At 37.1% G+C, this 20,923-nt stretch carries 23 protein-coding genes, 1 pseudogene and 3 riboswitches; of the genes and pseudogenes, 21 read left to right on the forward strand and 3 right to left on the reverse strand.

Translation table 11 applies throughout. The features are described from left to right. The first annotated feature begins 112 nt into the window (after positions 1–112). The 6 genes from NSU17_RS11395 (at position 113) to NSU17_RS11420 (ending at position 7,902) form a co-directional block, all read left to right on the forward strand. Positions 113–1,759, forward strand: coding sequence for a sigma-54 interaction domain-containing protein (locus tag NSU17_RS11395; RefSeq protein ID WP_340705048.1), 1,647 nt, complete (start codon positions 113–115; stop codon positions 1,757–1,759). A gap of 391 nt (positions 1,760–2,150) precedes the next feature. After that, positions 2,151–3,470 (forward strand): aminotransferase family protein, encoded by a 1,320-nt coding sequence (locus NSU17_RS11400; protein ID WP_016839086.1) that lies wholly within the window; start codon positions 2,151–2,153, stop codon positions 3,468–3,470. A gap of 14 nt (positions 3,471–3,484) precedes the next feature. Next, positions 3,485–3,676, forward strand: a complete 192-nt coding sequence (locus NSU17_RS11405; RefSeq protein WP_340705049.1) for a hypothetical protein — start codon at positions 3,485–3,487, stop codon at positions 3,674–3,676. Between the two features lie 55 nt (positions 3,677–3,731). Then, complete coding sequence (locus NSU17_RS11410; RefSeq protein WP_340705050.1) at positions 3,732–5,147, forward strand: aldehyde dehydrogenase family protein; 1,416 nt, start codon at positions 3,732–3,734, stop codon at positions 5,145–5,147. A gap of 262 nt (positions 5,148–5,409) precedes the next feature. Continuing rightward, positions 5,410–6,630 (forward strand): IS110 family transposase, encoded by a 1,221-nt coding sequence (locus NSU17_RS11415; protein WP_340704705.1) that lies wholly within the window; start codon positions 5,410–5,412, stop codon positions 6,628–6,630. Positions 6,631–7,269: 639 nt separating this feature from the next. Further along, entirely contained in the window at positions 7,270–7,902 is a 633-nt protein-coding gene (locus tag NSU17_RS11420; RefSeq protein WP_016839083.1) for a cupin domain-containing protein, read from the forward strand. 48 nt (positions 7,903–7,950) lie between these two features. On the opposite strand, the gene NSU17_RS11425 is transcribed toward NSU17_RS11420, so the two are convergent. Next, positions 7,951–8,949, reverse strand: coding sequence for a zinc-dependent alcohol dehydrogenase family protein (locus NSU17_RS11425; protein WP_340435162.1), 999 nt, complete (start codon positions 8,947–8,949; stop codon positions 7,951–7,953). 370 nt (positions 8,950–9,319) lie between these two features. On the opposite strand from NSU17_RS11425, the gene NSU17_RS11430 reads away from it, so the two are divergent. From NSU17_RS11430 to queE, 13 genes and pseudogenes are all read left to right on the forward strand, one after another. Continuing rightward, complete coding sequence (locus NSU17_RS11430) at positions 9,320–9,478, forward strand: hypothetical protein (protein WP_340705051.1); 159 nt, start codon at positions 9,320–9,322, stop codon at positions 9,476–9,478. Between the two features lie 71 nt (positions 9,479–9,549). Further along, positions 9,550–9,702 (forward strand): hypothetical protein, encoded by a 153-nt coding sequence (locus NSU17_RS11435; protein ID WP_340705052.1) that lies wholly within the window; start codon positions 9,550–9,552, stop codon positions 9,700–9,702. Between the two features lie 232 nt (positions 9,703–9,934). Next, a riboswitch (Fluoride riboswitch) is annotated at positions 9,935–9,997 on the forward strand. A 55-nt stretch (positions 9,998–10,052) separates the two neighbouring features. Continuing rightward, positions 10,053–10,430 carry a fluoride efflux transporter FluC gene (locus NSU17_RS11440; protein ID WP_340705053.1) on the forward strand — a complete coding sequence of 126 codons (378 nt, stop codon included), beginning with the start codon at positions 10,053–10,055 and terminating at the stop codon, positions 10,428–10,430. Then, positions 10,430–10,783 (forward strand): fluoride efflux transporter FluC, encoded by a 354-nt coding sequence (locus NSU17_RS11445; protein ID WP_339289655.1) that lies wholly within the window; start codon positions 10,430–10,432, stop codon positions 10,781–10,783. Before NSU17_RS11440 ends, NSU17_RS11445 begins: the two co-directional genes overlap by 1 nt. A gap of 86 nt (positions 10,784–10,869) precedes the next feature. Continuing rightward, positions 10,870–11,220 (forward strand): DUF2200 domain-containing protein, encoded by a 351-nt coding sequence (locus NSU17_RS11450; protein ID WP_340435168.1) that lies wholly within the window; start codon positions 10,870–10,872, stop codon positions 11,218–11,220. Positions 11,221–11,311: 91 nt separating this feature from the next. Beyond that, positions 11,312–12,090: pseudogene (locus tag NSU17_RS11455) on the forward strand (alpha/beta fold hydrolase). Positions 12,091–12,306: 216 nt separating this feature from the next. Next, positions 12,307–12,861, forward strand: a complete 555-nt coding sequence (locus NSU17_RS11460; protein WP_340705054.1) for a dihydrofolate reductase family protein — start codon at positions 12,307–12,309, stop codon at positions 12,859–12,861. A gap of 22 nt (positions 12,862–12,883) precedes the next feature. Continuing rightward, complete coding sequence (locus NSU17_RS11465; protein WP_096552115.1) at positions 12,884–13,276, forward strand: hypothetical protein; 393 nt, start codon at positions 12,884–12,886, stop codon at positions 13,274–13,276. Positions 13,277–13,544: 268 nt separating this feature from the next. Then, on the forward strand, positions 13,545–14,498 hold the full coding sequence (uvsE, locus tag NSU17_RS11470; protein ID WP_340705055.1) for a UV DNA damage repair endonuclease UvsE: 954 nt from the start codon (positions 13,545–13,547) through the stop codon (positions 14,496–14,498). Between the two features lie 112 nt (positions 14,499–14,610). After that, positions 14,611–14,656, forward strand: a riboswitch (PreQ1 riboswitch). An 84-nt stretch (positions 14,657–14,740) separates the two neighbouring features. Next, on the forward strand, positions 14,741–15,241 hold the full coding sequence (queF, locus tag NSU17_RS11475) for a preQ(1) synthase (RefSeq protein WP_016839074.1): 501 nt from the start codon (positions 14,741–14,743) through the stop codon (positions 15,239–15,241). Between the two features lie 4 nt (positions 15,242–15,245). Further along, positions 15,246–15,289, forward strand: a riboswitch (PreQ1 riboswitch). 53 nt (positions 15,290–15,342) lie between these two features. Next, positions 15,343–16,023 (forward strand): 7-cyano-7-deazaguanine synthase QueC, encoded by a 681-nt coding sequence (gene queC, locus NSU17_RS11480; protein WP_340435178.1) that lies wholly within the window; start codon positions 15,343–15,345, stop codon positions 16,021–16,023. After that, complete coding sequence (queD, locus tag NSU17_RS11485; RefSeq protein WP_340705056.1) at positions 16,010–16,480, forward strand: 6-carboxytetrahydropterin synthase QueD; 471 nt, start codon at positions 16,010–16,012, stop codon at positions 16,478–16,480. The genes queC and queD overlap by 14 nt, the downstream gene beginning before the upstream one ends. Next, the gene (gene queE / locus NSU17_RS11490) at positions 16,473–17,201 is read left to right on the forward strand and encodes a 7-carboxy-7-deazaguanine synthase QueE (RefSeq protein WP_340705057.1); all 729 of its coding nucleotides are present in this window, start codon (positions 16,473–16,475) and stop codon (positions 17,199–17,201) included. Before queD ends, queE begins: the two co-directional genes overlap by 8 nt. 184 nt (positions 17,202–17,385) lie before the next feature. Here the strand turns inward: queE and NSU17_RS11495 are convergent, their stop codons facing one another. Both NSU17_RS11495 and NSU17_RS11500 read right to left on the reverse strand, forming a co-directional pair. Further along, positions 17,386–17,541: a hypothetical protein gene (locus NSU17_RS11495; protein WP_340705058.1), complete on the reverse strand. Its 156-nt coding sequence runs from the start codon at positions 17,539–17,541 to the stop codon at positions 17,386–17,388. 114 nt (positions 17,542–17,655) lie between these two features. Continuing rightward, complete coding sequence (locus NSU17_RS11500) at positions 17,656–17,982, reverse strand: YnfA family protein (protein WP_340705059.1); 327 nt, start codon at positions 17,980–17,982, stop codon at positions 17,656–17,658. A 330-nt stretch (positions 17,983–18,312) separates the two neighbouring features. Here NSU17_RS11500 and NSU17_RS11505 point away from each other — a divergent pair, with 330 nt between their 5' ends. Together NSU17_RS11505 and NSU17_RS11510 are read left to right on the forward strand one after the other, a co-directional pair. Further along, positions 18,313–19,896 (forward strand): ABC transporter substrate-binding protein, encoded by a 1,584-nt coding sequence (locus NSU17_RS11505; protein WP_340705060.1) that lies wholly within the window; start codon positions 18,313–18,315, stop codon positions 19,894–19,896. Between the two features lie 15 nt (positions 19,897–19,911). Continuing rightward, positions 19,912–20,916: an ABC transporter permease gene (locus tag NSU17_RS11510; RefSeq protein ID WP_340705061.1), complete on the forward strand. Its 1,005-nt coding sequence runs from the start codon at positions 19,912–19,914 to the stop codon at positions 20,914–20,916. Positions 20,917–20,923 lie beyond the last annotated feature (7 nt).

Consider the following 20,923-nt stretch of genomic DNA (forward strand, 5'->3'; position numbering starts at 1 on the left):
CCTTTAAATGTAATCCTAAGGTTGCATTTTGGAGCAGATTATTTTTTGTATTTGCTAAGAGAAATAAGCATATAAAAATTAAGAGAAAATAGTTTGGGAAGGGAGATTATCTATGGCGGTTCAAAAAATGCAAAAAACAGAGCACTTTTTTTATGTACAAGACAATCAGATTAAGTTTTCCAGTAATCTTCCTATGGAGAAAATAGAAAAAATTTTTGTACATTATGAGAAAGGCAAGCAGTTTTACACGGCGGAAGATTTTCATGTGCATGTGCTTCCTTCTCAAAATGGAATGCTTTTTTGCCTCATGCCAATTCAACAGTACACCGATTTGGATATTTTGAATCCCTTATCTATAAAATTATTAAATTCAATTTCGGATGGTATTACAATCAGCGACAAACATGGCAAGATTATATTTCAAAATGACATTGATATTGAAATTGTTGGCATCAATTGTGTCAACCGATACGCTAAGGATTTGATTGCTGAGGGAGCAATGAGTGACTCGCTGACATTGAAAGTGTTGAAGTCAAAAGAAGATGTCACTATTTTCCAATCTTTTTTGAATAATAAATGCTTTTTGGTGACAGGGAAACCGATTTTTGATGAAGCGGGAGAACTGCAGTATGTATTGATTATTACCCGGGATATGTCGCGATTGAAAAGTTTGGAAGAAGAAGTAAAAAAACTCGAGATTCAAAATGAAAAGTTTAAGCAAAAAATTAGAGAATTGAATGAACTTGAACGAAAAAAAGTGAATATCATTGCAACATCCCCGGTGATGCAAAATGTATTAAAACGCATGTTGCGGGTTGCTGAGGTGGACTCCACCGTTTTAATTGAGGGTGAATCAGGTGTCGGAAAAGAGGAAGCAGCAAAGCTAATTCATTTAAACAGCCGAAGAAGTACAAAACAAATGGTCACAATCAACTGCAGTGCAATTCCGGAATCTTTGTTGGAATCGGAGCTTTTTGGTTATGAAGCAGGTGCTTTTACAGGTGCCATTAAAGGTGGGAAAGCGGGATTATTTGAAACTGCATCGGGCGGTACAATTTTTTTGGACGAAATTGGAGAGATGCCGCTTCAATTGCAGGCAAAACTTTTGCGGGTATTGCAGGAATCGGAAGTGCAGCGGATTGGAAGTGCGAAGCCAATTCCCATTGATGTGCGAATCATAGCAGCAACCAACCGCAATTTGGCTGAAATGGTGCAACAAGGAATGTTTCGTGAGGATTTATATTATCGTTTAAATATCATTCCGATTGACATTCCTCCATTAAGAGAGCGGCGGGAAGATATTGTTCCACTTGCCTATCATTTTTTAACTCAAATTGAACAAAAATATGATATTCATCGAACGTTTGATAAGGAAGCATTAAAGGTATTGGAAGAGTACGATTGGCCGGGGAATATCCGCCAATTGAAAAATATTATCGAAAGAGTATCTTTATTGGCGAATCAGCCGGAAATTAATGTAAGCATGATTCGTGAGGAACTAAAAGAAGCATCGAAAAAGAGCAGCAAAACGAAAAAGCAACCTAAGGAATCTATCGATCTAGCAAAAAATATAGATATATCCCAATATAACGGAACGCTAAAGGAGCAAGTGGCAGCTTTTGAAAAGGAAGTCATAAAAAAAGCATTATCTGAGCATGATAGCATCAGAAAGGCAGCAACAGCATTAGGCTGCGATCAATCTACATTGGTCAGGAAAATTCAGCGTTATAAACTGACAAAAAACGTAACATATAATTAATTATGCAAAATTTATACTTTAATGCATTAAGTGATGCAAAATTTCATCAATCTGTTAATTTTTGCATTAAATTATGTAAAGAAACCTAACAAGTTTTAAACATACACAACAAAATGAAAAAATTTATTTTAATTTTTTAGTAATGAGTGATAGGCATTCCAGAAAGCAAGAGAGCTTCTGGAATGCCTATTTTTCGTTATTCCTGTAATAGGATTGAAGATTCATAGGATGTTTGCCTCAAAAAAATTTCTTCCGACTCAAATAAAATAAACGATTTTTTTTATTTTTGGCTACTTGGCACAAGATTTGCTCATTTATTTATAAATACGCCAGTAGTGAATAAAAACTTTTTTTGTTCATTGCAATATTTCAAAAGAAAGAGGTTGATATAATGGCAATTCAATTAGTTGAGCAATTAAAATATTTGGACCAAAAGCATTTCTTGCATCCAACAACTTCAATTGAAGAGCAGCAAACTTACGGTCCGGCGGCAATCTTTTATGAAGGAAATGGAATCTATTTAAAAGATTTAGAGGGTAATACGTACATTGATGGCATGTCATCTCTTTGGAATGTAAATGTCGGACATGGGCGCAAAGAAATTGCAGAAGTGGCAAAAGAGCAAATGGAGAAGCTGGCTTTCAGCTCCTGTTTTGCAACGTTCAGCAATGAACCGGCAATCAAGCTTGCAGCGAAAATTGCTGAGTTGGCGCCTGGAGATTTAAATACTGTATTTTTCACTTCCGGTGGTTCAGAGTCGAATGATACAGCTATAAAACTTGCACGCCATTATTGGATTTTAAAAGGCCAGCCAAATCGCCAAAAAATTATTTCCCGAACATTGTCGTATCATGGGGTCGCATTCGGATCAACAAATGCAACGGGTATTGAAGGGTTCCGCAAATTTACAAATTCACCGGCCCCTGATTTCCATTATGTCAATAAAGATTCTGCGGAAGAGTTGCGCAATTTAATTCTTGAGCTTGGTCCGGAAAATGTGGCGGCATTTATTTCAGAGCCGGTGCAAGGAGCAGGCGGAGTGAATGTGCCAAAGCCGGATTATTTCAAAAAAGTGCGTGAAATTTGTGATGAGTTTGGAGTTTTATTTATTGCTGATGAAGTGATTACCGGATTTGGACGTACAGGGAAGAACTTCGCGATTGAACATTTTGATGTAGTTCCGGATTTAATAACTTTTGCCAAAGGGGTATCGAGTGGTTACGCACAGTTGGGTGGAGTGTTAATTTCTGAAAAAATTCATAAAGATTTGTGCACTTTATCCAGGGGAGTACTCATGCACGGCTACACGTACAGTGGCCATGCAACTGCTTGTGCAGTAGGATTAAAGAATATTGAGATATTAGAGCGTGAAGGGCTTGTGCAAAATGCGAAAGTCATGGGCGAGGAAATGCTAAAAGGTTTTAAAGTGTTGCAGCAAAAGTATAACTTTATTGGCGAAGTCCGAACATTCGGGTTATTGGGGGCAATTCAAATTGTAAAAAATCGAGAGACAGGTGAGCTATTCAATCCGCTATTAAGCCCGATTGCTATAAAGGAAATGACAAAGCGCGGGTTGATTTTGCGTACAGTGACGTACGATCAAGATACAATCGTTTTTGCTCCACCATTAATCATCACAAAAAATGAACTGAATGAGATGTTGCGCATTGTTGATGAGACATTTGATTATTTCAAAAAGAAATTATTATAAAGGGGTAGTATGACATGATTATCGGAGTTCCAAAGGCCAACATACCGGGTGCAGTTGCACGAACATCGACAATGGCATTATCAAACGTTACGATCACACATGCATTACAAATTGTCAATAAAGGTTACGAGCGTGCTTGTTCAGAAAATCTGGCACAGGTGAAAGGGTTAAATGGGATTGCCGAAAAATTACGTATGAGGCAGTAGCGGAGGCGCATAACATGCCGTATACACCATTATTTGAAGTAGGAGGGGAATTGAAATGGTAATGGGCGTAAGAGAAATTCGTGAACAGTTTAACCCTGCGAATACATCGGAATGTATTGGAAAAATCGAGTTACACACAATTGAAGAAACGGAAGTGAAAATTAGAGCAAGTGAGCAGGCATTCCAACAGTGGAGCAAATTGTCATCTGTATCACGTGGGGAAATTTTAAATTCTATGGCCAATTTATTAATCGAACATCTGGAGCCATTAGCTGAGCTTGCTTCGAAAGAGATGGGAAAAACGGTTCCGGAAATGATGGGTGAAGTTAAACGGGGTGCTTCGATTTTACGTTATTTCTCACAGGAAGGTATGCGTGCTGCTGGTGAGGTATTACCATCTGCTTCTGAAGATAAAATGCTTTATACGAAGCGCGTTCCTTTAGGAGTTGTAGGAGTTATTACTCCTTGGAATTTCCCGATTGCGATTCCGCTTTGGAAAATAGCTCCGGCACTTGTGTATGGCAATACGGTTGTGTGGAAGCCATCAATCGAAGTATCGCTGACAAGCCAGTATATCGCTGATTTGTTTGAAAAAGCGGGTTTGCCGAAAAATGTATTGAATATTGTACAGGGACGCGGATCGAAACTTGGGGCAGTAATTATAAAGTCTCCTAAAGTCAAAGCTATTTCGTTTACTGGTTCAAACGCAGTTGGCCAACAGATTTTAAATACAGCTGGTCCAATGAATAAAAAAATTCAATTGGAGCTTGGCGGAAAAAATGCGGCAATCATTCTTGCGGATGCGGATTTAGATTTGGCAGCCCGTCTGACGATTGAAGGTGCAATGAAGCAAACAGGGCAACGTTGTACCGCTACAAGCAGGGTGTATATTGAAGCATCTGTGTATGATACGGTAGTGGAAAAATTAATCGAAAATGCAAAGAAAATTAAAGTAGGAGAAACAATGGGGCCTCTTGCTTCAAAACAGCAATTCGAAAGCGTTATTGAACATATTGCACGTGCAAAAGCACAGGGAGCGAAATGCATTTTCGGTGGAAAACCTGTCGCAGAGTTATCCCATGGATATTTTGTAGAACCGACATTGTTTACTGAAGTTACGCATGATATGGATTTGGCAAGAGAAGAAATATTCGGTCCAGTTTTAGCCATATTTAAAGTGGCAGATTATGAAGAAGCAATTCGCTTATCAAATGATTCGGAGTTTGGATTAAGTGCTTCCATCTATACGACGAACATTCATAAGGCTTTTGATTTTATTGAACGCAGCGAAGTTGGCCTTGTGCAAATTAATGATGAAACAGGTGGCGCTGAGCCGCAAGCACCGTTTGGCGGCATGAAAAATTCAAGTACAGGTTTTCGTGAGCAGGGTCAAGCTGCCAAAGAATTTTTCACTGTTTTGAAAACTGTAACAATCAATGGGATTCGTGTGAAAGGTAAGTGCGAACAATAGTATAACCAATTTAAAAACATACTAACATTAGTAGTACAGACCTAGGCCAAGGTTTGTGCTACTATTTTTTTATAGTAGAAGTGAAGGAAGGTCGAACAGCCCCTGGGACCAAATAGAGTCCGTATTAAAAACAGACCAACTTCACACCCTTATTTGAATCAGTTTAGTATGTTGGGTCCATAGAGACCGTGTATAAGAAAATGGAATCGATAAGGCAATGTGAAGAACTTCTATGTTTGGCTAAAAAGGAGAGGCAGAAAATATGAAACACGTAGTGGCATTTGATGTCAGTATGGGGAAAAGTACAATGGTCATTTACGACCGTTATCGTCAATGCGAATATGAGGGTGAAATAACCCATAACCGTTACTCTTTCGAGAAATTAAACAAAACCCTTATAACTTTAACACAAAAAGATGGACAGGCACCTGATATTGTCTTTGAAGCAACAGGCGTATATTCAAAACCACTAGAACGATTCTTAGGTGATCAAGGTTATATGTATTATCGAGTTAACCCACTCGAAGCGAATATTCAAATGGCTTCAATGAGGAGACAAAAAACAGATAAAAGCGACGCTCATGAACTTGCGAAAACTCACTTTAGAGTTGAACGTGAACAAACTTATCAAGAAGAGGATTATTATAAACAAATGCGTGCAATGACGAGATATTATGATGAATTAAGTAGTGAAATGACGCATTTATATAGTCGTTTACATGCGATTCTACAATTGAGTTTTCCCGAGTTAGAAAAGCTATTCAGTAAACGTTCTGCTTTATTTTTGAATGTCGTTCAATTATACCCTCATCCGGATCATGTGTTAGTTTGTTCAAAAACAGTGATTCGTAATCGTTTAAAAGCCAACACAAGAAAAAACTTATCATTGGCACGTGCTGAAGAAAAAGGGATCGCTTTAATCGAAGCAGCAAAAGAAGCGTATCCAGCAATTTCAAAAGATGATATTCGCTGTGAACAAGTGCGGGATTATGCCAAACGGATTGCAGACTTGAAGGAGAAAAGAGATCAACTTGTCCAAAAGATGGTTAAATTATCGAAAGATAAACAAGAGTATCAGATTTTAATTTCATTTCCAGGAATCGGAGAAACGACTGCAGTTCGTTTAATTGGAGAATTAGGAGATATTCGACGATTCAAAAACCATAAACAACTGAATGCTTACGTCGGTATTGATATCATGAGATATCAATCTGGGAATACCTTTTATAAAGACAAGATTAATAAAAGAGGAAATAACAAACTTAGAAAGATTCTATTTTACATGATCCAGACCATGATCCAACTACGGAAAAATACACAAAATCATATTGTAGATTATTATGATAAATTAAAAACGCAACCCCAGAGGAAACCTCATAAAGTTGCGTCCATAGCATGCGTGAATAAGTTCTTGAAATCGGCTTATCACCTTATCACACATAATCTGAAATACGATTACGAAAAGGCAACAATGCATCAGTAATCGTAAGTAAGATTATATCACAAAGACCTGGCGAAAAAAATGGAAATCGTGAGGTCTATTTGTCATGCGAAAATTTATTTTGGAAGGAAGGGGTACCCCTTCCTTCCAAAATAAAATCTATGTTAACCAAATTATTTAATAAAAAACACTTGACTAGAGGTAAGAAGGGGCTGACCAGAAAGTCGAACACTTTCTGAACAGCCTTACTTCTTATAGTAATATTCTCTTAAAAACTTTGCTCCTGCGGTGGTCACATCAAACGCGCCTCCTCGTCGCAATTTATCTGCGGCGAAAGCATGTGCGACAGCCGCAATTTATCTGCGGCGAAGCAAGTGCGACAGCCGCAATTTATCTGCGGCGAAAGCATGTGCGACAGCCGCAAAGTGGGCGTCTCAAAATCTTTTCAGACGCCCACTTTTTGGCAATAGCAAGTTAACTGAAATTAAGGGTATCCACCAATTAAAGAAATGGAGAAAAAGTAATTATGAAAACAAATTTTTTAATTAGCCCTTATATAAGCCATACTTGTATCGGTTTTTTATAAACCTCGGTAATAGTTGGTTTATTGCCTAGGACATTTAACTACGTTCTCATACTATTTAATTAGGTATTTTCATTACAAAATGAAAGGATGGGGCAATGAATTTTTTCCATTATCACAACCCTTATGGATATCCTTATTATTTTTATGAATCTCCGTATTATATGAATAGAAATTTAGAATATGTACAACACTATCCTTATTACGATTCAAGCAATTACCATATGCCGTACAGAAATCCACATTATAGCGGAAATAATGTAGATTATCAGAGAATGCTACCCTTATTTCCAAATCCTCATGGTTACTCTCAATTCCCTAGTCAAGATTTGGGTCCTGAACCAGCTACGGTAGATATTGAAAAGGAAACGAAGAATAACAATGCGTATCGTACAGCCTTATGGACAGGTCCACATTTGCAAGTAACATTGATGAGCATACTTCCTGGAGAAGATATTGGCTTAGAAATTCATCCAGATACTGATCAATTTTTACGAATTGAACAGGGCGAAGGAATTGTGGAGATGGGAAGAACTAAAAATCATTTGAATTATCGAAGAAGAGTCAAAGAAGATTCAGCCATTATGGTACCTGCTGGAACATGGCATAATGTAATAAATACAGGAAATATCCCATTAAAGCTTTATTCGATTTACGCACCGCCACATCACCCACATGGAACGGTTCAAAGAACGAAAGCTGAAGCCATGGCACAGGAAAACCATCAATAAATAGCCAAACTCACAACCCTTTCATAAAAGGATTGTGAGTTTTTTATCTTACCATTTATTTACTAAAACAATTTTTCCAATTGCTTTACCGGACTCTAAGTGTTCATGGGCTTTGGAGACTTCATCAAATGTGAAAATGTTTGGATCAAGAAGTGGACGAAGTTTTCCATCTTCAATGATAATTGTAATCTTCTCTAAAATTTCACCATATTCTTTTCGTGATTCTTTGTTTAAGATTTTTAACAACATAAATGTAACGTGAAGTGATAATCCTTTCGAATGTAGAGGGGAGAGGTCATGGGTAGAACGAGCAGCAATTGCTAGAACTGTTCCGTGTAAAGCAGCTGCTTCAAAAGAGCGGTCTAAGTTCTCCCCTCCAACTGTGTCAAATACGATGTCAAAACCTTTACCATTCGTATATTTTTGTACATAATCTTGGACGCTTTCTTCCAGATAGTTGATTGTTACATCAGCCCCAAGACGAGCGCCGATTTCAAGCTTTTCTTTTGAAGATGCAGTTGAGTAGACTTTCACACCAGCCCATTTTGCCAGTTGGATGGCAACATGTCCCACACCGCCTGTTGCTGCATGGATTAATATGTTTTGTCCAGGAGCCAGCTTTCCTCGATTGAACAATGCTTCCCAAGCGGTAATGGCAACAAGCGGTATAGCAGCAGCTTCTTCCATTGATAAACTTTTTGGTTTATGGGCAAGTAAATCAGCATCAGCGAGCATGTACTCTGCCAACGCTCCCCCTGTAGTTCCTTTAAATCCACCGGCACAGCCGTAAACTTCATCTCCTACTTGAAATTTTGAGACCCCTTCCCCAACTGCACAAACGACTCCAGCCACATCTCCATGTAATACAGCTGGAAATTCAGGAGCAACAGCGGGAACGAAACCAGAGCGAACTTTTGTATCAATGGGATTGACACTCGTTGCTTTTACTTGGATGAGCACATGGCCAGGAATGACTTCAGGTGTGGGAAGATATTGAATTTGAAAGACAGATGGATTACCAAAAGTTTGAATGACTTGAGCTTTCATTTCTTGCACTCCTTTTTTATTTAAGAACTCGATGAATAATTAATGCTATAAAATTGATTTTATTCCCAATTTTGAGAAATTACAAATTTAGGATGAGTTTTAAATAGAAAAATTCTCTTAATCTAGTGGAGGTTGGATAGGGAAACGAGTTACGATGTGAAATGCACAAGTATAAGGGGATGTGCACAAGTCAGGAAGCTATATGCACAAGCTAAGTAATCATCCACACAAGTTGGGATCGTATTTGAACAAGAGGATGTATTATCTACACAAGAACTGTAGTTATCCGCACAAGAAGGAAGTTTATATGCTCGAGTAATGAAACTATTCATACGAGTTAAGGTGTTAAACGCACAAGGGAGTGGATTATGTGCACGAGCAGAGAGTATTTGTACGACTATATGCACAAGCAAGGAAGGTAAACGCACAAGCTGAGTGGTTATATGCACGAGCAAAGAAGGTAAACGCACAAGGGAGTGGATTATGTGCACGAGCTGAGAGTATATGTATGACTATGTGCACGAGTTAAGAAGGTAACTGCACAAGCTGAGTGGTTATATGCACGAGCAAAGAAGGTAAACGCACAAGGGAGTGGATTATGTGCACGAGCAGAGAGTATATGCACGACTATATGCACGAGCAAAGAAGGTAAACGCACAAGCTGAGTGGTTATATGCACGAGCAAAGAAGGTAAACGCACAAGCTGAGTGGTTATATGCACGAGCAAAGAAGGTAAACGCACAAGCTGAGTGATTATATGCACGAGCAAAGAAGGTAAACGCACAAGCTGAGTGGTTATATGCACGAGCAAAGAAGGTAAACGCACAAGCCGAGTGATTATCCGTACAAGCGAAGAAGCTAAACGCACCAGTATGTAGATTATCCGCACGAGCTAAGGATATCTATACGCCAAAACAGAATTTATCCTATCGTACAAAATAATTGAAAAATGTATGATATCATGTTATAAGTTAATTACCAAATAAGTACAATAGGTGATGGAGTTCACCTTTAACCGCCGAAGTTGGCTGATGACTCCTGCTGGTGATATGGAATTTCCCTATCACGAGCAGGAGTTTTTTTATGGAAAGGAGGAAAATCAAATGGTTTATATGTATGTTGGCATTGCAGGTGCACTAGGTGCCATTTCTAGATATTTCATCGGAATCACCTTTATGACTAATAGCGTGTTTCCTTGGACTACACTTATCGTCAACCTAGTTGGAAGTTATTTATTAGCTTGGTTGACTACATCATTATTCAACAGAATTTCTGTATCGCCAATCATAGCAACGGCAATTAGTACAGGATATGTCGGTTCATTCACAACTTTTTCTACATTGAGCGTCGAAACGATTGAGTTGTTTGAGAATAAGCATTATTTGTTAGGAGTGCTTTATATTTTAGTAAGTATTATCGGTGGATTGGTTATGAGCCGATTAGGTTTTAAAGGCAGTAAGGAGGTTGATTCGACTTGTTGATGCATTTCGTATACGTGGGAATTGGGGGTTTTCTAGGCGCTATCTCTCGATTTGCCATTGCTAAAGTTTTAAATAAACAAGAGTCACTGCCCTTTGGAACAATGACTGTAAATTTATTAGGAGCGTTTATATTAGGCATCATCACGGGTGCAAAAGCAAATGAAACCTTGCTCTTACTTTTAGGGACAGGATTTCTTGGGGCATTTACAACCTTTTCAACATTGAAGTTAGAACTCATTCAATTTTATTTAAAGAATAAAAAGCATTTTCTTTTGTACATAATAATCACTTACGGTGGAGGAATTGGTTTAGCAGTTTTAGGGTATTTGATTGGAATAATTTGTTGGAACTAACTGTATGGAAGTTGCGGCTGTTTATTCATTTCGAACTTCGATATAATGAAAAAAATATTTCGCCTGAAGAAAAGGAGTAGCATGTGATGAAAAACAATCGGATTTATAACATGAAATTTTCAAGTGTATATCCTCTTTATATTCAGAAAGCAGAGAAAAAAGGTCGTACAAAAGAAGAAGTAGATGAAATAATTCGTTGGTTAACTGGATATAGCCAAGAAGAATTAGAGGCGCAATTAGAAAAAGAGTCAGATTTTGAAACGTTCTTTAATGAAGCTCCTCAGTTAAATGCTAACCGTAAACTCATCAAAGGCGTTATCTGTGGAGTGCGGGTAGAAGAGATTGAAGATCCTTTGATGCAGGAAATTCGCTATTTGGATAAACTTATCGATGAATTGGCAAAAGGAAAAGCGATGGAAAAAATTTTGCGAGCATAAATTAAAAGTTGTTTCTTTATCGACTAAGAGATTCACCTATATTTTCAGCCCTGAATATCCTATTCCGAGACTGAATTACGGGAGGGTATGCATGGGCTATTTTGTTACCGTTGATTCGGGTGTGAAATTATATGTGGAAGATATTAATCCTCATGGAAAGAAAACCATTGTGTTTTTACACGGTTGGCCTTTAAATCATAATCAGTTTGAATATCAGTATAACGTCTTGCCGATGTTAGGATATCGTTGTATCGGCATTGATTGGAGAGGTTTCGGAAAATCGGATAGACCTTTTGAAGGATATTGTTACAACAGGTTAGCTGATGATGTTCGTGCAGTTGTGGATGCTCTAAAATTAAACAATTTTGCATTAGTAGGCCATTCTACTGGCGGAGCTATTGCAATACGTTATATGTCTCGTCATCATGGCTTTGGTGTATCGAAATTAATTCTTGTTGCGAGTGCAGTTCCAATCGGCTTTACACAAGAGACTGCACAAAGTTTTCTTCAACTAGCATATAATGATCGACCGAAAATGATGCAAAAAGTAATCGACGGATTTTTCTTCCAATATATTACAAAAAATTTTCTGATTGGTTTATGAAAATGGGATTGGATGCAGCAATTTGGTCGACAATTGCAATCATTAATACTTTAAGAGATGAAAATTTATATGCGGATCTTTCAAAAATTCATGTGCCTACGTTAATCATTCATGGAATACATGATAAAGTAATCCCTTTTGCACAAGCTCAAGAACTCAATGAACTCATACCAAATTCGAAGGTCGTTCCTTTCCAATATAGCGGCCATGGAACGTTTTGGGAAGAACGGGATCGATTTAATGAGGTATTATGGCAATTTATTTAAGGCGGATTGGAGTGATCCCAATTCGCTTTTTGTCATTTGTCTTCTTTAGCCCAACACTGAACATGCAACTTCAACGAGGATCATTCGTCCAATCTTAGAAAAATCAATCATGCTAACATAAGATTTTGTCACTATCAAGGAGATATTTGACAATAAAGTTCAAGCGTATGATATAGTAGTTTTCCAATCGAAAATCTAAGGAAGAGAGGGGAAATGATGCAAAACCAAAGAAAGATTATACTAGATTTAGCCGTGACGTTAGATGGCTTTATAGAAGGAAAGAATGGAGAAATCGATTGGTGCATTATGGAACCAGAAATGAACTTTACGGAATTTCTCCATCAAATCGATACAATTTTTTACGGAAGAAAAAGTTATGAATTGTGGGGACAATATTCACCTGGAGAAAATGCAAGCGCAGAAGAAATAGAAATGTGGGAAATAATCGAAAGCAAAGAGAAATATGTGTTTTCTAGAACACAACAAAGTGCTGATGGGAAGGCTATTTACATCAACGGCAATGTAGTAGAAGAAGTAAATAAATTAAAAAATAAACCTGGGAAAGATATTTGGTTATATGGTGGAGCCAGTCTCATTACAACATTTGTTAATCATGATTTAGTTGACGAATATCGTTTATCAGTCCATCCAATTATTCTAGGAGAGGGGAAACCATTATTTATTGATATTCAACATAGAGTAGCACTAAAACTTGTAGAAGCAAAGACGTTTCCATCGGGAGTTGTTCAATTGATTTATCATAAAAAATAAAAATTTAATGGAGCGGAAAATAATGAAAGAATTACTCGTATTTGGTGAACTACATAAATACTTAAATAGCTTAGGTTTTATCGAATGTACTATTGCTAATAAGAGTTTATCATTAGGATATAAACCAATTACCATTAGAGGTGCTTCTAAAAAATTTGCAACTTTGAATGGTGATAAAAGATATCGTTGTTTAATTTTGCATGTTGATCCTGGAAATCCTGAATCTGCGAAAGGAAAAATCGTCCAAAAGGAGATACAAAAGATTTTAAATTTTGATATCGGGCAAATGAGAACATTTAAATTAAAAAAGCATGAAGTATTTATTCCATTTGAAGTAATAGATACAAAAGAGAAGATGGTATTATTAAAAAATTTCATAGGTAATCAATACAAGATTTTTTTAGAGAATTATTAGTAATTCTAGTTATTATTCAAAATCAATTGTTCGAATTGAATCTTATTGTAACGATTTAAATAAAATTATGGAATGGGATAATTTTTTCAAACTTTCCTCATCTCATTTCGTCAATGATTGGAAGTATCTCGAATGAAATTTATAGAAACGAAAAGAAATAGTGGGGTAATCACTATTGTCAGATTTCATAATCCTCCTTTCATGATGTATGTATCGTTCTCCATTGACAAACACTATCCTCATCATTCTTTTTTAGGATGGTGTACAGATGATACTTCGATTTGGTTATGTTTCAATGGCGCTCCCATTGTGGGAAGCGTCTCCTTCACATTCAATTACTTTTACCAACTGGAAAAAACTCGATGAAACAAGTAGAGCCGAGAAATTATTAACCATCACGGAGCGAAATTTAAAAAATACAATTCGCATTCTCCATTACAATATTGCCCACGGAATACTAGTGTACCGAATGTCTTCATCTCTCATTCCATTAGCTGCACATCCGGAAGTGGATTGGGAGTTTATCTCCCCGTTTGAACATCTTTTTAAAGAAATCGGAGAAATGGTTCGAAATTATGGAATGCGGGTCAGCTTTCACCCAGGACAGTTTACTTTATTCACAAGTAAACAAGCTCATGTAACAAACAATGCCATTGTGGATATGACCTATCATTTTAAAATGTTGCAGGCAATGGGGCTAGAAAAAGAGGCAATGTTAAATATCCATGTAGGAGGAGCTTACGGGGATAAAGATGCATCTATTTCTCGATTTTATCAAAACTTCCAAAAATTAGATTCAACAATTCGCTTGCAAACGACTCTGGAAAATGATGATAAAACCTATACAGCAGAAGAGACATTAGCCATTTGTGAAAAATTAAAAGTACCTTTTGTATTTGATTACCATCACTATATAGTAAATAAAGGAGACTGTGAATTAGAAGAGTTGTTGCCAAGGATTTTTGCGACTTGGGAACATACAGGGAAAGTTCCGAAATTTCATTTATCATCACCAAAATCTGAAAAAATGTTACGGGCACATGCGGATTATGTTGATATGGATTTTGCTTTTCCATTAATTAAAGCCTTAAAGGATTTCGGAAAATCTGCAGATATTATGATTGAAGCAAAAGCGAAAGATCTTGCATGCCTCCGTTTTGTGGAGGAGCTAGGGAAATTGCGCGGCTTTAAGCGAATCAGTGGTGGGATAATTGAGATTTGAAATGGCAATCCATTGATTATCTCATTGCTTTTTTAATAAACTTTCTAAAAAAATTTGACCTTTTTCACTATATTCTATAATATTACTAAGTAAAGTTGAATACCCGACTAGAACGGGAGAGGTTCATAGCATAACCCTCTATAAAAAACTATGAAACAATGTTATTTCATCAGTTTTAATAGAATGAATTGGGTTTACCTCTCTTGAAAATGTTGGGAAACATTTTGCAAGGAGGTTTTTTTATGTCTAGTCGCAAATTAGAAGATGGTTTAAAGGATTTGACGCTGCTCGGTAATCAAAAGACGTCATATCCAACAAAATATGCGCCAGAAGTATTGGAAGCAGTGGATAATTTACATGTCAATCGGGATTATTTTGTAAAATTCAATTGTCCTGAATTTACTAGTCTTTGTCCGCTTACACAGCAGCCGGATTTTGCAACGATTTATATTTCTTATATTCCGGATAAAAAATTGGTGGAAAGCAAATCGCTGAAATTATATTTATTCAGTTTTCGAAATCATGGAGATTTTCATGAAGACTGCGTAAATATCATTATGAATGATTTAATTGAATTATTAGATCCAAGATATATTGAAGTGTGGGGGAAATTTACTCCGCGCGGGGGAATTTCCATCGATCCATGGTGCAACTACGGAAGACCTGGAACGAAATATGAAGAAATGGCAAATTACCGTTTAATGAATCATGATTTATATCCAGAAAAAGTGGATAATCGATAATTGAATAACAGAGGTTCTTAGCTACCCTCTATAAAAAACTAAGAAGAAACAGCATTTCCTTCTTAGGATGCTGTTTTTTTCTTTATGAAGGAGTGTCTTTAATGATATTAAAAGAAGAAAAAGCAATCGTCGTATTTAGTGGTGGACAAGACAGCACGACATGTTTGTTTTGGGCAAAAGAACAGTTTAAAGAAGTGGAAGCTGTGACGTTTGATTATGGTCAAAGACATCGATTGGAAATTGAATGTGCAAAGGAAATCGCAAAGGAAGTAGGAGTGAAGCATCACATTCTTGATATGTCCCTTTTAAATCAGCTAGCTCCAAACGCACTAACACGGGATGATATCGAAGTTGAGGAAGGGAAAGATGGCGAGCTTCCTTCTACCTTTGTGCCGGGGCGCAATTTGCTATTCCTTTCCTTTGCAGGGGTGTTAGCAAGCCAAGTAGGAGCAAATCATATCGTAACAGGCGTATGTGAAACGGATTTTAGTGGCTATCCTGATTGCCGTGATGTTTTTATCAAATCGTTGAATGTAACAATGAATTTAGCGATGGATGATACGTTTGTCATTCATACGCCGCTCATGTGGTTAACGAAAGCACAAACATGGGAACTGGCAGATCAATTAGGTGTGCTTGATTTTGTACGAAACAATACATTGACTTGCTATAACGGAATCATTGCAGATGGCTGTGGAGAATGTCCAGCATGTAAGTTGAGAAAAAGAGGTCTTGATGAGTATTTACGTTCTAGAAAGGGTGCTTCACATGTTAGATTTTAGAATTGTTGATAAGCTTCAAAAACTAGATGAAGATATTCAAAGAGACCAATTGAGATATCACTCGAAGCGTGTGCTCGTCAGCAAGGAATTTACTTTTGACGCAGCTCATCATTTACATGCTTATGATGGGAAATGTAAAAATCTCCATGGCCATACGTACAAAGTGGTGCTGGGCGTCAGCGGCTATCCGGACGACCGGGGATTGGTGATTGATTTTGCCGATCTTAAAAAAATCTGGAAAGAAAAAATAGAAATCTATTTGGATCATCGTTATTTAAATGAAACGTTGCCCCCGATGAACACAACGGCTGAGAATATGGTCGTTTGGATTTATGAAAAATTGGCGGAAGCGTTGCAGGAGAAAGGTTTTGACGGGGCGCGGGTGGAATTTATTCGACTCTATGAGACTCCTACAAGTTATGCAGAAGCTAGACGGGAGTGGATGGAAGATGAGTAAAATCCCCGTCATCGAGATTTTTGGACCGACCATCCAAGGGGAAGGGATGGTCATCGGGCAAAAGACGATGTTTGTCCGCACGGCAGGTTGTGACTATTCCTGTTCCTGGTGCGATTCTGCCTTTACTTGGGATGGCAGCGGCAAAAGTTTGATTAAGCAAATGACAGCGGAAGAGATTTGGACTGAGTTAAAAGGGCTAGGAGGAAATGGATTTTCTTTTGTTACCATTTCTGGTGGAAATCCTGTATTGATTCGTCATCTAGAGGCATTAGTTCGGATTTTAAAGGAAAATGATATAAGAATTGGCGTTGAAACGCAAGGGAGCAGATGGCAAGATTGGCTGTATGAAATCGATGAATTAACGATTTCCCCTAAACCGCCAAGTTCTGGGATGAAAACGGATTTTACGGTGCTTACTGAAATCATAGATAAGCTAAATGCCCGAAACGGCAACCAGCACATTTCATTGAAAGTCGTTGTATTTGATGAGGAAGATTATGAATATGCAAAAAAAGTACATTTAAGATATCCGACTATTCCATTTTTCTTACAGGTTGGCAATGATGACACAACTACAAAAGATCAAACGAAACTCGTTAGCCATTTACTGAAAAAATATGAAAGGCTCATTAACAAAGTAATGGCAGATGCGGAATTACAAAACGTGAAAGTACTGCCGCAACTCCATACCCTTGTGTGGGGGAATAAAAGAGGGGTTTAAAATATCTCTCCAAGTTATCGGATTTTGTAAATCAAATTGTGATCGTTAAGACTGCTTAAGTGCTATGCTATTTAAGCGGTCTTTTTTTGATGGAGTAAGGGGCTTTTACATCTATATAAAAAGAATTGGGCGTCCATTCTAATAATGTCAAATCGAATGACGCCCTCTTTTTAAGAAATAAAATTTAACGCTTTTCTACAAATAATAAAATCAATGTTGCTACAGGACCTAAAAATAGGGAAAGCAAAAACCAGTTCAATCCAGAGCGATTTTTTCCTTGTGCCAGACCTGCATTTATTAATGCCAAAGTTCCCCAACCAACCACATATTCGTTTTCCATGACGGCCTCCTAAATAAAATGGTAAAAGTATGTATTTATATTATTCTATAATATCTAGTTGTCCTTCACCAATGCTAAAGCAATTCCATGTACAAATACATAAATATTAAGACATTATTCTCTCGGTGCAAATAACATGACCGCAACACCAGCTAAGCATATTGCAGTTCCTATCCAATCATAAATATCCGGGGTTTTCTTATCAACGCTCCATCCCCAAAGCACTGAAAGAAAAATAAATACGCCTCCATAAGCTGCATAGACTCTGCCGAAGTTTGGAAAGGATTGGAATGTGGCGATGACCCCATATAGGAATAGAACAATTCCACCAATTAAACCTAATAGAGCGGAACGATCTTCTCTTAACCACTGCCAAATTAAATAGCCTCCCCCAATTTCTGCTAACCCTGCAAATACAAAAAGTACAATTGCTTTAATCAATTTATACACTCCCTAATAATTAAAACTCTATTAAATATATTCGAAGATTGTTTTGCATTCTATTATTTATATTTCCTATTAAGATTTCTCCCTCTCAATTCATTACATTTGATAGAAAAAGAATAGTTCTCATTAAACATAAAATAGTTCTACAGTGCATATATCATAATAAAGCTATTCTATTACGAAGGTTAAATATTTATTTCAAATTGATTAGTTATTATAGCAAACTCTATTAAATTTCTTCTAATCAGCATAAGCGGACTCAACATACAAACCAAAGTCTGAAATCGGAGAAATTAAATGAAACATTTATTAGGGAGGAATGTTATGAGAAAAAATTGGTTTAATTTCTTAATGATTGCATTAGTCTTCTTACTTGCAGCTTGTCAAGAAAATGCTAACGCACCAGCAAAAGAAGATGCAACGACTAATGAAGGAACGCAGTCTGGTTCAGACCAGCTAGTTGTTGCAATACCAGCAGATGTTACATCTTTAGATCCTGCCATCACGATGGATAATACAACTTGGAAAGTTGTCTATAATGTTTATCAAAGATTAGTAGATTATGATGGGGCAACAACGAATATTAAACCTGGACTTGCAAAAGAATGGGAAGTAAGTGAAGACGGAAAAACTTGGACTTTTTATCTAGAAGAAGGTCATAAATTTTCTGATGGTACACCAGTGGATGCGGAAGCGGTGAAAGCTAGCTTTGAGAGAACATTGAAAATCAACCAAGGACCAGCAAGTGTATTTAGCATGGTTTCTGAAATTGTAGTAGAAGATCCATTGACTGTGAAATTTATATTATCTGAACCATTCCCGCCGTTTTTATCAACTCTTGCAGCAAACTACGGAAATATTGTAAACCCGAAAGTTATGGAACAAGACCAAAATGGAGATTTAGGGCAAAACTATCTAGCTAGTGCAACGATGGGTAGTGGTCCATATAAATTAACGGAATGGAAAAAAGGAGAGTCCATTACATTAGAGGTAAACGAACATTCAAAAATTCAACCTCATTTTAAAAAGGTTTTATTCAGAATTATTAACGATCCATCTGTTCAACGAATGCAGTTAGAGAAAGGTGAAATCGATATTGCAGAAGGAATCCCAGTAGATCAAATCCATACGCTAGAAAATGTTGAACATGTAACGATTTTGCAAGAACCTAGTTTACTAGTTGACTATGTATATATCAATACGAAAAATGGAAATCCTGCGCTACAAGATAAACGGGTAAGACAAGCACTAAACTACGCAATTGATTACGAAAGTTTAATTAGCGGAGTGCAACTTGGATTTGCGACTCAAATGCACGGACCAATTCCAGAAGGGCTTTGGGGACATGACAAATCGGTGAAACAATATAACCATGATGTGGAAAAGGCTAAACAATTATTGCAAGAAGCAGGAGCGGAAAATCTCGAGTTGACATTACTATATTCTGATAATAAGTCATGGTGGGAGTCAGAAGCGATTACAATTCAAGCAAATTTAGCGGAAATTGGTGTGAAAGTAAATCTAAATAAAGTTGCTTATGCTACTTCTCGTGAAATGATGGATAAAGGTGAATTTGATTTGATGCTAGGCGTATGGAGTCCAGACTTTGGTGACCCATATATGTTCATGAACTATTGGTTTGATTCAGAAAACCATGGTTTAGCAGGAAATCGTGCATTCTATACAAATCCTCAAGTAGATAAGTTATTAAGAGAAGCTGTGGCGAAAAATAATCAAGAAGTTCGCCATAATCTTTATAAACAAGTTCAGGATATTGTGTTAGAAGATGCACCCTATATTTTGCTTTATCAAAAAGACTTTATTTTACCGATGAACAAACGAGTAAAAGGATTTGTTTACAATCCTATGTTAGAAGGACAGTACAATTTGCATGAGATGTCTAAATAAAACGGGGTGGCATACATGCTCAAGATAATTGTGAAAAGGCTTGGATTATTAGTTTTTGTTATTTTTGGAGTGACATTGGTGACATTCTTTATGTCCCGTGTCATTCCAGGTGATCCTGCTAGTATGATTGCTGGACAAAGAGCAAGTGAAGAAACATTGCAATCCATTCGTAAACAATTGGGTCTAGACCAGCCAGTCTGGATCCAATATTTCAATTATATAGGTGATTTATTAAAAGGAGATTTAGGTACATCTATTCGAACACAACGCCCTGTTTTAAATGATTTACTTCAATTTTTCCCTGCTACTTTGGAATTGGCAATTGCAGCTTTTTTCATTGCGATATTAATAGGGATTCCTCTTGGGGTGTTAGCTGCACTTAAGAAAAACACTTTTTGGGATCATGTTAGCCGCGTATTTTCCATTAGTGGGGTTTCCATACCAGTGTTTTTTAGCGGATTGGTTGCCATTTTAATTTTTTATGGAATGTTAGGATGGCTGCCTTCAAACGGAAGAATTGGAACAGATGTAAACCCACCAACACATATTACAGGATTTTACATTATTGATAGCATTCTGACTCTAGACACTATTGCGCTAAAAAGTAGCATCAAACATTTATTGTTGCCGGCCATCGTATTATCTTTTGCACAATTGGCTGTAATTACAAGACAAGTACGTGCGAGTATGTTGGAAGTAATGAAACAAGAATATATAAGAACAGCTATTGCAAATGGAATTCAAGGCAGATTGTTAATTGTTTCCTATGCGTTGCGAAATGCATTAATTCCTACAGTGACAGTAATTGGTGTAGCCTTTGGATCTTTGCTAGGCGGAGCTATTGTAACGGAAACAATCTTTGGGTGGCCAGGCATGGGGAAATTTGTTGTGGAGTCTATACAATATTTAGATTTTCCTGCAATTATGGGCTTTACGATTTTTATTGGAGTTGGATATGTGTTGATTAATTTAACAGTGGATATAATTTATCTGATTTTAAATCCGCAGTTGAAGCGATAAGGGGGAA

The organism is Ureibacillus sp. FSL K6-2830 (assembly GCF_038004145.1).
Lineage (GTDB): Bacteria > Bacillota > Bacilli > Bacillales_A > Planococcaceae > Ureibacillus > Ureibacillus thermosphaericus.

Coding starts and splice junctions, on each gene's coding strand:
- NSU17_RS11460 (WP_340705054.1), top strand. CDS start 12,307: ATGCAAAACCAAAGAAAGATTATACTAGATTTAGCCGTGACGTTAGAT.
- NSU17_RS11400 (WP_016839086.1), top strand. CDS start 2,151: ATGGCAATTCAATTAGTTGAGCAATTAAAATATTTGGACCAAAAGCAT.
- NSU17_RS11510 (WP_340705061.1), top strand. CDS start 19,912: ATGCTCAAGATAATTGTGAAAAGGCTTGGATTATTAGTTTTTGTTATT.
- NSU17_RS11505 (WP_340705060.1), top strand. CDS start 18,313: ATGAGAAAAAATTGGTTTAATTTCTTAATGATTGCATTAGTCTTCTTA.
- NSU17_RS11420 (WP_016839083.1), top strand. CDS start 7,270: ATGAATTTTTTCCATTATCACAACCCTTATGGATATCCTTATTATTTT.
- NSU17_RS11445 (WP_339289655.1), top strand. CDS start 10,430: ATGCATTTCGTATACGTGGGAATTGGGGGTTTTCTAGGCGCTATCTCT.
- queD (WP_340705056.1), top strand. CDS start 16,010: ATGTTAGATTTTAGAATTGTTGATAAGCTTCAAAAACTAGATGAAGAT.
- NSU17_RS11495 (WP_340705058.1), bottom strand. CDS start 17,541: ATGGAAAACGAATATGTGGTTGGTTGGGGAACTTTGGCATTAATAAAT.
- NSU17_RS11450 (WP_340435168.1), top strand. CDS start 10,870: ATGAAAAACAATCGGATTTATAACATGAAATTTTCAAGTGTATATCCT.
- queC (WP_340435178.1), top strand. CDS start 15,343: ATGATATTAAAAGAAGAAAAAGCAATCGTCGTATTTAGTGGTGGACAA.
- uvsE (WP_340705055.1), top strand. CDS start 13,545: ATGATACTTCGATTTGGTTATGTTTCAATGGCGCTCCCATTGTGGGAA.
- NSU17_RS11425 (WP_340435162.1), bottom strand. CDS start 8,949: ATGAAAGCTCAAGTCATTCAAACTTTTGGTAATCCATCTGTCTTTCAA.
- queE (WP_340705057.1), top strand. CDS start 16,473: ATGAGTAAAATCCCCGTCATCGAGATTTTTGGACCGACCATCCAAGGG.
- NSU17_RS11405 (WP_340705049.1), top strand. CDS start 3,485: ATGATTATCGGAGTTCCAAAGGCCAACATACCGGGTGCAGTTGCACGA.
- NSU17_RS11395 (WP_340705048.1), top strand. CDS start 113: ATGGCGGTTCAAAAAATGCAAAAAACAGAGCACTTTTTTTATGTACAA.
- NSU17_RS11440 (WP_340705053.1), top strand. CDS start 10,053: ATGGTTTATATGTATGTTGGCATTGCAGGTGCACTAGGTGCCATTTCT.
- NSU17_RS11415 (WP_340704705.1), top strand. CDS start 5,410: ATGAAACACGTAGTGGCATTTGATGTCAGTATGGGGAAAAGTACAATG.
- NSU17_RS11465 (WP_096552115.1), top strand. CDS start 12,884: ATGAAAGAATTACTCGTATTTGGTGAACTACATAAATACTTAAATAGC.
- queF (WP_016839074.1), top strand. CDS start 14,741: ATGTCTAGTCGCAAATTAGAAGATGGTTTAAAGGATTTGACGCTGCTC.
- NSU17_RS11410 (WP_340705050.1), top strand. CDS start 3,732: ATGGTAATGGGCGTAAGAGAAATTCGTGAACAGTTTAACCCTGCGAAT.